Below are 12,933 nucleotides of genomic sequence, written 5' to 3' on the forward strand. Positions count from 1 at the left end.
AGATCCGAATTCCCAATTGGATGCGGATTTAAAAAAAATTCCTCTATGGTAAGTAGGAGGAATTCAATAACGATGGTTCAAGCAAAGCCTTGTGCCATCTGCCTCGGCGAATGCCGAGAGGCTATATATTTAAAAAGGAGGTCATGATGAAAAGAATTCTGTTTCTTTTTTTACTTACCGTGGCATTTTTCTGCCATGAGCATTATGCTGACGCCCAAACCTTCTACGATGTCCAAAACCATTGGGCAAAGGGATATATCGGCCAGCTATCCGACGCAGCAGTCATATGCGGCTATCCTGACGGCACCTTCCGGCCGGAAGACAATATTACCAGGGCCGAGTTTGTCAAGGCGCTGGTCGTAAGCCACGGCTTTCCCCTAAAGGCATCGGTTAACTCCACATTCACCGACGTCAACCCCGGCCGCTGGTATTACCCGTACATTGAAACGGCGGTAGCCGCCGGGGTTATTATCCCCGGTGAATATATTCAGCTGGCTTTTGAGCCTGACGATCCCATAACCAGGGTTGAAGCCGCCATGTTTTTGTCACGTTCACTAGGTTTGGCAGCTGAATCCGCCTATACCGGATTTGATGACGGGAATCAAATTCCAGAGGAGTTCAGAGGATATATCCGGACGGCAAAGGAACGCGACTTGATTGCCGGCTATCCCGACGGGACTTTCAGGCCGTGGAACCCCATCACCAGGGCTGAGGCCAGTACCATCCTGGTCCGTTACATCTACGAACAGGGTAAAGGTAAAGGTTTGGTCACCGTATGCTACGACCACCAGCTGTCTTCTGTATATGAGAACGCCTTTCCGGTCCACAAAGCTTACGGTTACCCCGGCGTAAACTATGTTTGTACGTCGTCAGTGGGGGCGGAAGGGGCAATGACTGTTAAGCAATTGAAAGAAATGGAAAGCGCGGGCTGGGAAACAGCATCCCACAGCGCCAACCATTTGCACTTTAAAGATCTGGAGGAAAATGAAATTCGTGATCAATTGGCCAGATCTAAATCATGGTTACAGCAGCAGGGTCTGACCGGTGAGAACTTCGCCTATCCTTTCAGATTTGCCGGCGCTCCAAACCCGCTTGTGCAGGAGTACTACAATTCCGGCGCGACATCGTACGACAAAGAAATCAATGTAAGTCCTTTTAATCCTTACAAGCTTTGCAGGTACTACCTGCAAAACCCGGGTGCGGAAGAAATAAAAGAGGTTTTGGACAAAACCGTGGCGGCTGGAGGGTGGGTAATATTCTACACTCACAATGTTTATGAGGGCGGCCAAACACCGGACAGTAAGAGTATAAATCAGGATACGCTAAAACTCCTGTTTGAGGAGACGGCGAAGAGAAATATTCAGGTGGCAACGGTTAAAGAAGGCCTGCGGCTAATGGCGGGTAAATAATGCGAGTGAAACGTTTTGCTTTTTTTGCCATATTTTACGGCCTGCTTCTAATTGTTTTTATTGTACTAGCTTATCCCCCATGGCCCTTAATGGCTAAATTGCTGGTTGTTGATGAGCGGCCTGAGGCAGTTGATGTGCTGATAGCGCTTTCGGGGGATTCGGAAAGGGAGCTTTACGCAGCGGAGCTTTACAGGTTGGGCTTGGCGCCCAAAATAATCATGTCGGGCCACCGGCCGGGAACCCAGAAGATGGCAATAAGAGCAGTTAACAAAGGTGTAAAAGAACAGGATATTATTACCGAGGATAAATCTGAAAACACTTATGAGAATGCTGTTTATTCAAAGGAGGTCGTACTTCGGCAAAATTTTAAGTCTGCCATTATCATTACCTCACCATACCACATGAGGCGTACCAAACTTGTATTTGAAAGGATATTCAGAAATACAGGCGTCAGATTGATTTATTGTCCGACCAGGGACTCCGGCTTTAACGTGGACGGTCAGTGTGAAAGCGAAACAGACAGACAGATAGTCCGGCGAGAATATATAAAACTAATCTATTACTGGTTCAGGTATTGGTAAAGTCGGTAGTCGGTAGTCAGTAGTCAGTAGTCAGAAGACAAAAGACAGAAGACAGAAGACAAAAGGCAAAAGACAGGGACAGGAGACAGGAGCCAGGGACCGGGAGTCGGGATGCGAGAACGGTTTATCGCCTCGCAATATTCTGGATTCTGACTCCTGAATTCTGACTACTTGAAAGGGTGGCATCTAGTGGGAAATTATTATGTATTGGGTTTGCAGGACAAGGAGCAGTGGCTGCGGGAGCTGGATTGTATCAAGGATTTGTGTCCGGACCTTCATTTCCGGCCTGAATACTGCGGATTATTCAGGGATTCCGGGGAAGTCCGGCTTTTCGTCTACCGGGAGGAGGGATGTACGGTTGTTTATCCTTTCCTGCTCAGGAAGGTGAACCAGATTCCGGGTTTGGGGGATAAACTCGAGCGGGAGCTATATGATATCACCAGCCCTTACGGCTATGGAGGGCCGCTGGCTTCCCCTGCGGCAGGTGAAGGTGCGTGGCGCAATTTCTACCAGTCTTTCAGGGACTACTGTGCAGGGAACGATATCATCAGCGAATTTATCCGGTTCCACCCTTTATTGGAAAACCACCGCATACTATTAAACAATGTGGAAGTCGCGAGGGCATCGTCAGTAATCTGCGTGGATCTCAGAAGAACAGATGAGGAAATATGGTCGGGGTATGAGCGCAATAACCGTAAAAACATTAACAAAGCCTACCGGGAAGGCCTCGAAGTGATTCTGGAAGAGACGCCGGCGCATTTTTCCGATTTTATTTCGATCTATCACCACACGCTTTTCAGGAACCAGGCCGGTGAATTTTACTTCTTTAACAGCGATTTTTATGATTGTATCCACAAAGAATTAAAGAATAACTTTTTGTATGCGCACACCTTGAAAGACGGACAGATTATTTCAACTGAACTGCTCTTGTTTAATCATACTTATATCCATTCATTCCTGGGAGGAACGTTGGAACAATTTTATCAATACCGGCCAAACAATATTTTAAAGCATGAAGTGATCAAATGGGCGAAAAAAAAGGGGATCAGCTACTTTTTACTTGGCGGGGGATACCGTGAGGGAGACGGTATTTACTGCTACAAGCATTCCTTCGCCCGCGACGGCGTGCTGGATTTCTATGTCGGGAAAAAAGTGCATAACCGTGAAGCGGTGAGCACGCTGGAAAATCTGCTGGCGACAAAAGCACCAAGAGAAAATGACAGTTATTTTCCCGGCTACCGGAGGTATTGAGATGAAAAGGGCGTTTGACCTCGTTGGCTCTTTATTGATTCTGGCGCTCATCAGCCCGCTGCTTTTAGCGGTTGCCCTGGCGATAAAAATAACTTCGCCTGGTCCGGTCATTTTCAAACAAAAGCGTCTGGGCCGGCAAGGAAGAATCTTTTATTTGTATAAATTCCGGAGCATGGTTCCCCACGCTGAAAAAATCGGTTCCGGGATGTTTGTGGAGAAAGATGACCCGCGCATAACCGCAATCGGCAAGATTCTTAGAAAGACCAGCATTGATGAGTTGGCGCAGCTTTTTAACGTTTTACGCGGCGAGATGAGCCTGGTCGGCCCGCGGCCCGCCCCCCTGCACCACTACAGCAAGTACAACGAGAGGCAGAGAAAAAGGCTCAATGTTAAGCCAGGCATCACCGGCTGGGCCCAGGTTAACGGCCGTTTAGCCATTTACTGGCCGGAGCGTATTGAATTGGATGTCTGGTATGTTGAGCATTACTCATTCTGGCTGGACATAAAAATACTAATCAAGACAGTTGCCGTGGTTTTGCTCCGCCATGGCGGCACAGCCAAGGAAGACCGTAAAGAAGCAGACCCGTTTATGAAAATGTAGAAGAGATGGGAGGATTACAGTGAGGCTGAAGGGACGCAAGGTTTTAGTGACGGGGGGAGCCGGTTTTCTCGGCTCCCACCTTTGTGAAAGGCTGCTCGCGGAAGGTGCGGAGGTGCGTGTGCTGGATGTGCTTGCTTCCGGCAGGGCCGCTAATCTGAGCGCTTTATTGGGACAAATCGACCTTATTAACGGTGATATCGCCAGTGAGGATTCTGTCCTTAAGGCCGTGGGGAACTCTGATACTGTTGTTCACCTGGCTTTTCCCCTGGCCTTGCGCGAGCGTTCAATTGAAACTCCGGTTATAACGGGCATTTTAACCGGTCTTCTTAATTTGATCCAGGCGGCTCTTGCCCGTGACGCTTTGCTGATTTATACTTCGTCAATTGCTGTTTACGGGAATGGAAAATATGTGCCTATTGATGAAAAACATCCGTTGGAGCCTGTCCTGATTCACGGCGCCGTCAAACTGGCCGGCGAAAATTTTTGCCGCACACTTGCCGGGAGCAATGGACTGAGGACGGTCATTCTCCGGGCTGCGGATATTTATGGCCCGCGCAACACCAGGATCAGTGTGCCGATAAAATTTTTGCTCCAGGCCATGGCAAACGAGCCCATCACAATATATGGAGACGGTTCCGACAGCCGCTCCTATACGTTCGTCGCTGATTTCACCGAGGCGGTTGTCCTGAGCATGATCCGGCCTGAAGCAACAGGCGAGGTGTTTAACGTCGGAGGGGATGAATGCGTATCCATGTGCGAATTAGCTTCTGAAGTCAAGAAAATAGCTGGAAGTTCCGGCCCTGTTCTCTTTCAGGACAGCCCGGCCGCCGGCCGCCAGCTTTTTATTGACAACCGGAAATCAAAAGAAATACTTGGCTTCAAACCGTCGTTCAGGATTGGCGAGGGACTGACCCTAACCCACCGCTGGCTCATTGACAACCCGCAATATTATCATTCGTAAAAAAGCGCCGCCAAAATGGTGGCGATGTGCAATAACTGATCGGTGATGTTCACCGGATGCAATTTTGCTAGTGATGAGGAGAAAAGGCGTATCTTAAGAAAGTCTATCACAAAATGCGTGGCAAATAGGAAAAAAAGTTTCCATATTGAAAAAAAACCGGTCAGCATTAAAACGAGGCTGATTACCAACGCCCAGGAGAAGGCGTGGGCGGCAAGCGCCGTGATTTTTTTTCTTTTATAAACAGCCAGCCGGGTTAACTGGAGAAAGAAATCAGCAAAAACATGCCCTGCCATCAACAGGAGTAGAATTGAGAACATAATTATCCTCCATGCGCTGTATTATTAACTATATGCGAAAATATTTGTTTGGATTCAGGGAAGTCTAATCTACCTTCGGGCAGATAAATGGAAGTCGATATACTTTTTTCAGGCGAGATATCATACGGGAGATAGGGCTATGAATATTAAAAAAATAGAAGGCAGGCTGTTTTTCTGCTGTTCAGATAATTGGATTAAACTATTTTAAAAGAAGGATTTCGTTGCGATATAACGAATAAATTATCAATTAAGCTAATGTAAAATTATACCATTGGGGTGAGGGCATGATGTCTCAATCCTTACAATATCTGCTTATTGTTGATGATAACGCCGGGGTGTGCCGTCTTTTATTTGAGTTGTTCAGCGATGAGGGGTATATTGTTGAGACGGCGCGAAGCGGTGCGGAGGCGCTCCGGATAATTCGTGCCAGAATCCCTTCGCTGATCCTGCTTGATGTTAAAATGCCGGGGATGAGCGGTTTGGAAACGATGGATAAAATAAAGGAAATCGTTCCAGACACGCCGGTGGTGATGATGACCGCGTATACTGAGCTGGACACGGTCATGGCGGCCAGAGAGGAAGGTAAAATACGATATTATTTAAGCAAGCCTTTCGAATTGGACGAGATGCGTCTTTTAGTGAAAAAGATTCTATCAGACAGAGAACGTAAACAAAAGTTATCCGGTTAAGGCCCATATATGGCTGGTAAGGGAGTAATGAGCGCTCGTTTACATAATACCGGCTTAATGATCGGTAGCTGGCTGTCAATTATCTCCGGCAGGAGTTATTACCACCAGGAACAGCCGCTTGGCAGAATTTTTCAGCCCGGTGATGTTCTTGGTTATTTTAATGATCTGACAGGTAAAACGAAATGGAGGGGACCGGTTTCCGAGAGGGGGGTCCCTTTAAACCGCAAGGTAAACGGAAGCTTGGTCTTTATCCCCACGACTATTGCGCAGAAAGCTTTAGGGCATTATGACAACTGGCTACTGGACGGGGACAGCCGGGACCTGGATGACTTCATGCTGCTTGCCGGCTGGCTGCGTGAGCACCAGGACGCGGCAGGCGGTTGGCCGATATGGCCGGTGCTGGGCATGTCCGGTCCTTCCCTTTATTCAGCGATGGTTCAAGGTGAGGCTATCTCGGTGGCGGTGCGGGCGCACCTGCATGATCCGGATCAAGCGTGGATAAAAGTGGCGGAAGACGCCGCCCGGCTAATGCTAATACCGGTTATGGAAGGCGGGACCGCCCGGTACACGCCGGAAGGTCTTGTGCTTGAGGAATATCCAATAAAGATCCAAAACACCATTCTCAATGGATGGTGTTTTGCTCTTTACGGCTTGTACGATTTAAGGCTTGCCAAGGCAGGTTTGCATATTGACATAGAACAGGCGCTTAACGATACACTCCGGGCGCTGAGCGTTTACCTGCCCCGTTACGACGCCGGGTACTGGTCTTACTATGACACCGCCAACAACCTGGCCGGCCCATTTTATCACAAGCTGCACATAGCGCAACTGCGGGCAGTTGAAGAAACATTTCCCGGGATTGAAGCGGTAGCCCGTTTCTACCGTGTAAAATTTGAGCGCCAGTGGTCAAGGGTAATTAACAGGTTTAGAGCCGTAGTAAAAAAAGGACTGCAAAAGATTTGCCACCCCCCGGAAACTATCATTCGCTGACTGTCAGAAGCTGTCAATAGGGACGGTTCTCTTGACACTAGTGTCAAGAGAACCGTCCCTATTGACACTTTGACAACGGGGTATTTAATTAGAGAGGCCCTTGGAACGATTTTTCTCAACACTTCATAGGATGGAAGTATAGAAAATGATCAATATGCTTCGGAGGGATTCTTTGAAGATTGCCGCAGTGGCCGGTACCCGGCCCCAGTTTATTAAAGCGATGATGGTTTCCAGAGCCGTCAGGGAAAAGCACAAAGAAATATTGATCCACACCGGTCAGCATTATGATCCTAATATGTCGCAGGTGTTCTTTTGCGGGCGGGGCTGCCCCGCGCCGGATTATTATATTGACGCCGGACAGGACACGCCGGGGCGGCAGCTCGGCAAAATGTTCGACGGATTAAAAGCTGTGTTTGACCGGGAGAAGCCTGACGTTGTTCTGGTTTACGGCGATTCCCGCTCCACCCTTGCCGGGGCGCTGGCAGCGTCAAAGACAGGTGTGCCCCTGGCACATATTGAGGCCGGCTTGCGCTGTGGCAACCACGCCATGCCGGAGGAGTTCATCAGGGAATTGACCGATTATCTGTCCGCCATATTGTTTTGCCCTTCTGCAGCCGCGGTCCGCAACCTTAATAAAGAGGGGGTTGTCAGCACCACCGGCGCGATTTTCGGTAAGGAAGCCGACGCGGTGCGGTTTGGCGCTTCTATTGCCGTTAACGTCGGGGATGTTATGTATGATGCTTTGCAGGAGTGCCTGGAAAGAAGCAAGTGTTTACCGCCACAGGTGGGGGGAAAATTTCCGGAACCCGGGGGGTACCTTCTCGTGACTGTTCACCGGGCGGAAAACACTGATAAAAAGGAGCGGCTGTCAGTTGTCCTGGAAAGCCTCGTTGCATTGGGAGAAAAGGTCGTATTTCCGGTCCACCCCCGCACTAAGAAGAAAATCAGTGAATTCAACCTGGGCGGCTATTTGTCCCACCCTAACATGACTGTAATTGAGCCGGTAGGCTATGAAGAGATGATCTGGCTCTGTAAAAACGCCAGAAAAATAATCACTGATTCTGGTGGTTTGCAAAAAGAGGCTTTTTTTCTTCAAGTGCCTTGCATAACCTTACGGGAAGAGACTGAGTGGACGGAAACAGTTGAAAGGGGCTGCAATGTGCTGGTGGGCTGCGAGCGGCGGCGAATCCGGGATGCGGTTGGAGCTTCCGCGCGTGGTGACTGGTCCGGCTGTCCGTACGGGCAGGGAAACGCCTCGCGTTTAATCTCCCGGTTGCTGGAGGAATATTTTTGCCCAGGGTAGTCATGTTGGTGAACAGCGATTACCGTTATGACGCCAGGGTGCAGAAAGAAGCCGCCGCCCTTGGATTGGCGGGGTACAGCGTGACTGTTTTCTCCCTGACCATGAATGTCCGGTGCGAACAAGACGCAATGGGGGTGCGAGTGCTGAATCCCACAACTGAGAAGCTGGCCTGGTTTCCTTATAAGCTGTCCTACCTGCGTGCTTACCGGCAGATCATCCAAGCGCTGTTGCGTGAAAAGGCAGATGTATGGCACGGGCACGATCTGGATATGCTGCCCTTCGTGTTTATAGCCGCGAAGCTCAGGGGAGGTAAAATTGTATACGACTCCCACGAACTCTGGCAGGGATACGGCTGGCCCGGTCGCGGCGGCAGGTGGGGTCTGCTGCGTCGCCTGCTTTGGCAATGCTGGCTGAAACTGGAAAGGACGCTGGCGAAGCATTGCCATTTAATCATTACCGTAAATGAAAGCTGCGCCCGGGAAATGGCTCGAACGTTAAGGGTGCGGCTCCCGCTGGTGCTGAGAAACTGCATTGACCCTGCTGAAGCGGCCGGTCCCGCGGGTAGCCTGCGGGAGGCGTTGGAACTTGGCCACAGCGAATTACTGGTTGTGTATACAGGCAAACTGCAAAAAGGACGCGGCCTGGAAGGATTAATCAAAGCTTGGACCGGTCTGCCCGCCGGCCGGCACTTGGCAATAATCGGCCGGGGGCCGCTGGAGGGGGGACTGAAAAACTTGGCGCGAAGCGCCGGACTAAAAAATGTTTATTTCCTGCCGCCGGTAAAAGCGTTGGAATTGCCGGGTTTTATCCACGGATCCTCCCTGGGTGTGGTTTTGATTGAGGATATTGATCAAAGCAAGCATTATTCTTTGCCAAACAAGCTGCTTGAATATATCGCCGCGGGGGTGCCGGTGCTGGCATCGCAACTGCCGGAAATCCGCCGGCTGGTGGACGAATATCAAGTCGGCGCTTTCGCGGATCCCGGAGACAGCGGCAGCATCAGGGAGTCGTTGAACGAACTGCTGGGCAACGTGGAAAAGCTGCACTCCTTAAGAATGAATACCTTGAAAGCCAGAGTGGATTTAACATGGCGGAAGGAAGCTGGTTTGCTAATTAGTGAATACTCAAAAATTACCAAAGACAGCAGGTAAGAACCGCCCCCCATTGCTTCATTTGCTTCCGACTGTCTTCATCGCAGGGACTCTGTCAGGTTTAGCCGGGGTTAAATGGCCTGTCCTCCTAGCGGGTGGAATCCTGGCGTTTCTATCCTGTTTATTGGCCCCGGAGGTATTGGGTTTTTTTACCGGAGGGGGCCTTTATCTGGTTGGCAGGACCTTTGACATGGGGCATGAAGCATTGCTTTTTTTGAACGTGGGCGTATTTTTGTTTCCCATGTTTTTCCTAATGATTTATTTGTTTTATAAAAAGAGAGCTTGCGCCTTGATTGCTATATTCAGACTTTGGGAATTTTGGGCCGTGCTTGGCCTTGGTTTATTAATGCTGGTCCGCCTGCCGGACAGTTTGTTTGAAGAATACGGGGTACAGAAAATAAAGTATTACCTGGTTAATAACATGGTATGTTTTTTCGGACCGGTGCTGTCCTCAGCCGTCTGGGGCAATCCGGGCCTTTACCGCTTTCTGAAAGGAGTCCTCCTGGGCGGCTTGGCGCTTACCGTGTATTTCTGGGTGAGCGGGTCATACCTTGAATTGCCTTTTAATATTTATGCCGTGCTGAATTTTAATCCCATTGAAATAAGCAGGCTGATTGGCCTGTTCATCCTTCTGGTGGTGATCGGCGAGGTGATGGCTATTCCTCATCTTTTTGTTTTTTTGCTAGCCGCGGCCGCAAGCGCCGCCATGATCCTGCTTGATGCCCGGGGTCCCGCCCTGGCGCTGGTTATCGCCCTGCTCTGCGGGGGTATGGCGGCGGGCCGCCGGGAGTTTCGCCTGCCGCCGGTGCTGGTCGTCCCTCTTTTTATCCTGCTGGCGGTTTATGTCTCCTCCCACTACTGGTTTTCACCTGATTTTTTCAGTTTGAGTGATAACGGCAGGTGGCAGCTTTACCAGGCTGCTCTAGCGACGTTCGGGCAGAACCCGGTGCTGGGCGCCGGAACTGGATCTTACGCCAGTATTTCACCTGTGCCGGGAATTAATTATCCGCACAACCTGTTTCTGGAATCGGCGGCGGAACTGGGGCTTGCGGGGCTGGCACTCTCCTTGTTGTTTGTATTCGCTCCCCTGTTGCGGCTGGCATGCCGGCGAAAAAAAGTTAAAGAAACTGCTCTCGCCGTTTCGCTGCTGGTATTTTGCCTGGTAAACGCCATGCTTAGCGGGGATGTCCCCGGAAATTACCTGCTCTGGCTGGCTGGCGGGGTGGCGGCTTCTGCCGCCATGACAGCTGCGGAGGACTACCGGTGAAAATTTTAATGATCTCCGGCGCGCGCGCGGAAGTTTCCACAGGTGAGACCATCCATACGCTGGAGGTGGCTGGAGGGCTGGCCGGCGCCGGCGCCCGGGTGACCTTGCTGCTGCGGGGGAAGTATCGCGGACCCGGCCGGCCGGGTGTGCACGTGGTAGGTTTACCAGTGATGAAAAATAAATGGCTCGACGGGGTGCTCCGGCCGGTACTGGTATGCGTGGCGGCGTCGTTTTTCACTTTGCGGGCGGGCTGCGACGCTGTGTATGTCCGGGACAGTATATTTGAAATGCCCGTAGTTTGGCTGTGCAAGCTGCTGGGTCAAATAGTGGTCCTGGAGCTGAATACGGTGTCGCCGGAAGATCTGCGCGCTAAAGGCAGGTCTCGCTGGAAGCAGGCTATAGCCGCTTGGGCGCAGCGAAAGGCCTGTTTTTCCGCCACTCTGGTCCTGCCGGTTACCGCCGGTTTAGCCGGATGGCTGGCCGGGCAGGGTGTGCCTGCCGGTAAGGTGACAGTGGTGGCCAACGGGGCCAACCCATATTTGTACCGCCCGGCTGGGCGAAAGAACGCGCTGGCGCGGCTGGGTCTGGACCCGGTGAAACAGTATCTCTGTTTCGCCGGCAATTTGGCGGCCTGGCAGGGCGGGGAAATAGTTGTTGAAGCTTTTGACAGACTGGCCGGACGTTACCCGGATGCCATCCTGCTGATTATCGGGGATGGCCCGGAAAGGCAGGCGCTGGAATTGCTTGCCTGCTCCAAGGGGCTCGCCGGCAGGGTGCTTTTCACCGGCCGGCTGCCGTATCACCGGGTGCCCGTCTACTTGAACGCCTGTGTGGCGGGCATCGGCGGGGGCTGGTATGGAGAAAACCTGACCTTGAAAAGAAGATTCTGTTTCAGCGGCAGTTCCGCTTTGAAATTTTTTTCCTACCTGGCCTGCGGCCTGCCGGTTGTTGTGCCGGATATCGCCGACCTGTCCGGCATAGTGCGGCGGACCGGCTGCGGGCTGGTGGCGGAACCTGACCGGGTGGAAAACCTGGCGGACGCGTTAACAGCCGTGCTTGAGCATCCGCTTGTGTGGGCGGAGGCCGGGCGCAGGGGCAGGCGCTTTGTTGAAAGGGAGGCCGCGTGGGAACACCGGGCTTCCCGGATCATCGACCTGGTGAAAAAGGCCAGGCGCCGGAAAGGTAGGTGATCATCATTCCAAGAAAATTAATGTACCTGACAGTCACCGCGCCACTTGGCCGGCCTGAAGCTTTTTTGATCCCGGAAATGAACTGCCTGGCGGAGCGGGGGGTAGAGCTAACCGTCATCCCTGTGCGTCCGGCCGGGCGGCTGGAACACAGGGACGGAGACGGCCCTTTCCTCAGCACTATTGTCTCCGGGCCATGGAGTTTAGCGGTATGGCGGTCAGCTCTATCATGGTCGCTCAAGGCTCCCTTGCGGGTGGCCGGCTTGTTGTGCCTGCTGTTGAAAGGCGGGAGCCTGGCCAATAAGGTAAAGAACCTGCTGCTTCTTCCCAAGGGTATGTTCATCGCGGAAAAAGTTCAGTCCCTGGGAATAAATCATATTCACGCCCACTGGGCGTCCACTCCTTCAACCTGCGCCCTGGTGGCTTCCGTCCTGACCGGTGTCGGCTGGAGTTTTACCGCCCACCGCTGGGATATCAAGAACAACAACCTTCTGCCGGAAAAAGTGAGCAGGTGTTCCTTTGTGCGGGTTGTTTCATCCCATGGGCTTAAGCAGGTGACCAAAATAGCAGGCCGGGAGTCCGGGATAAGGGTGATCCTTAGCCCGTTAGGGGTGGAGGTGAACCCGGAATTTCCGGAAAAAAGCAGCCTGGGCGGGAGTAAACCCATTATTGGAGCCGTCGGCAGCCTCACGGCGGTAAAAGGCCACCGCTACCTGCTCCAGGCCTGCCGGCTGCTGGCCGACAGAGGAGTGAACTTCCGGTGCCTGATCGTCGGGGACGGGCCGGAACGGGGCAGCTTGTTGCGCCTGGCAGACAGGTTAAAGCTTGGCGGTGTTGTTTTCTTTGTCGGCGCGCTTACACACGACAGAGTGCTGCGCCTGCTCAGGTCCGGCATTCTAAGTCTGCTGGTGCATCCCAGTGTGGAAACGCCAAGCGATGAGCATGAGGGCGTGCCGGTGGCTGTGATGGAGGCCATGGCCGGCGGTGTGCCGGTAATTGTTACGAAAACCGGCAGTGTACCCGACCTTGTCGACCGGGATACCGGTGTGATTGTGCCCCCGGAGAACCCTGCCGCCCTGGCGCGGGCCATCAGGAGCTTGCTGAGTGACCCGGACAGGTCCCGGTCGCTGGCAAAAGCGGCCCACCGCAGGATCAGGGAAAGGTTCGAGCTGAACACAAATGTTAATGTTCTACTTGATATGATGGATATGGATACCATGCCATAA

General features: G+C 52.0%; 13 protein-coding genes. 12 read left to right on the top strand and 1 reads right to left on the bottom strand.

Translation table 11 applies throughout. The annotated features are described in order from the left end of the window. Positions 1-143: 143 nt before the first annotated feature. The 5 genes from L9W92_RS13410 (at position 144) to L9W92_RS13430 (ending at position 4,803) form a co-directional block, all read left to right on the top strand. The gene (locus tag L9W92_RS13410) at positions 144-1,409 is read left to right on the top strand and encodes an S-layer homology domain-containing protein (protein ID WP_240084261.1); all 1,266 of its coding nucleotides are present in this window, start codon (positions 144-146) and stop codon (positions 1,407-1,409) included. Beyond that, the gene (locus tag L9W92_RS13415) at positions 1,409-1,990 is read left to right on the top strand and encodes a YdcF family protein (RefSeq protein ID WP_240084262.1); all 582 of its coding nucleotides are present in this window, start codon (positions 1,409-1,411) and stop codon (positions 1,988-1,990) included. Before L9W92_RS13410 ends, L9W92_RS13415 begins: the two co-directional genes overlap by 1 nt. A gap of 189 nt (positions 1,991-2,179) precedes the next feature. After that, the gene (locus L9W92_RS13420; protein WP_240084263.1) at positions 2,180-3,241 is read left to right on the top strand and encodes a GNAT family N-acetyltransferase; all 1,062 of its coding nucleotides are present in this window, start codon (positions 2,180-2,182) and stop codon (positions 3,239-3,241) included. Position 3,242: 1 nt separating this feature from the next. Next, positions 3,243-3,842: a sugar transferase gene (locus tag L9W92_RS13425; protein ID WP_240084264.1), complete on the top strand. Its 600-nt coding sequence runs from the start codon at positions 3,243-3,245 to the stop codon at positions 3,840-3,842. Between the two features lie 19 nt (positions 3,843-3,861). Further along, the gene (locus tag L9W92_RS13430; protein ID WP_240084265.1) at positions 3,862-4,803 is read left to right on the top strand and encodes an NAD-dependent epimerase/dehydratase family protein; all 942 of its coding nucleotides are present in this window, start codon (positions 3,862-3,864) and stop codon (positions 4,801-4,803) included. On the opposite strand, the gene L9W92_RS13435 is transcribed toward L9W92_RS13430, so the two are convergent. After that, a complete protein-coding gene (locus tag L9W92_RS13435; RefSeq protein WP_240084266.1) occupies positions 4,794-5,120 on the bottom strand; it encodes a DUF3307 domain-containing protein in 327 nt (108 codons plus the stop codon). The genes L9W92_RS13430 and L9W92_RS13435 overlap by 10 nt on opposite strands. 284 nt (positions 5,121-5,404) lie before the next feature. On the opposite strand from L9W92_RS13435, the gene L9W92_RS13440 reads away from it, so the two are divergent. The 7 genes from L9W92_RS13440 to L9W92_RS13470 all read left to right on the top strand — a co-directional run bounded on the left by L9W92_RS13440 (position 5,405) and on the right by L9W92_RS13470 (position 12,933). Continuing rightward, positions 5,405-5,809 carry a response regulator gene (locus L9W92_RS13440; protein WP_240084267.1) on the top strand — a complete coding sequence of 135 codons (405 nt, stop codon included), beginning with the start codon at positions 5,405-5,407 and terminating at the stop codon, positions 5,807-5,809. 27 nt (positions 5,810-5,836) lie between these two features. Beyond that, on the top strand, positions 5,837-6,799 hold the full coding sequence (locus L9W92_RS13445) for a D-glucuronyl C5-epimerase family protein (protein ID WP_240084268.1): 963 nt from the start codon (positions 5,837-5,839) through the stop codon (positions 6,797-6,799). 172 nt (positions 6,800-6,971) lie between these two features. Beyond that, the gene (wecB, locus tag L9W92_RS13450) at positions 6,972-8,102 is read left to right on the top strand and encodes a non-hydrolyzing UDP-N-acetylglucosamine 2-epimerase (protein ID WP_240084269.1); all 1,131 of its coding nucleotides are present in this window, start codon (positions 6,972-6,974) and stop codon (positions 8,100-8,102) included. Next, entirely contained in the window at positions 8,090-9,253 is a 1,164-nt protein-coding gene (locus tag L9W92_RS13455; protein ID WP_240084270.1) for a glycosyltransferase, read from the top strand. The genes wecB and L9W92_RS13455 overlap by 13 nt, the downstream gene beginning before the upstream one ends. 139 nt (positions 9,254-9,392) lie before the next feature. After that, positions 9,393-10,520: an O-antigen ligase family protein gene (locus L9W92_RS13460; RefSeq protein WP_240084271.1), complete on the top strand. Its 1,128-nt coding sequence runs from the start codon at positions 9,393-9,395 to the stop codon at positions 10,518-10,520. Next, entirely contained in the window at positions 10,517-11,710 is a 1,194-nt protein-coding gene (locus L9W92_RS13465) for a glycosyltransferase family 4 protein (protein WP_240084272.1), read from the top strand. The genes L9W92_RS13460 and L9W92_RS13465 overlap by 4 nt, the downstream gene beginning before the upstream one ends. Continuing rightward, positions 11,707-12,933, top strand: a complete 1,227-nt coding sequence (locus tag L9W92_RS13470) for a glycosyltransferase (RefSeq protein WP_240084273.1) — start codon at positions 11,707-11,709, stop codon at positions 12,931-12,933. Before L9W92_RS13465 ends, L9W92_RS13470 begins: the two co-directional genes overlap by 4 nt.

The sequence above is a fragment of the Pelotomaculum terephthalicicum JT genome (assembly GCF_022410535.1).
In the GTDB taxonomy this organism is placed as follows: domain Bacteria; phylum Bacillota; class Desulfotomaculia; order Desulfotomaculales; family Pelotomaculaceae; genus Pelotomaculum_D; species Pelotomaculum_D terephthalicicum.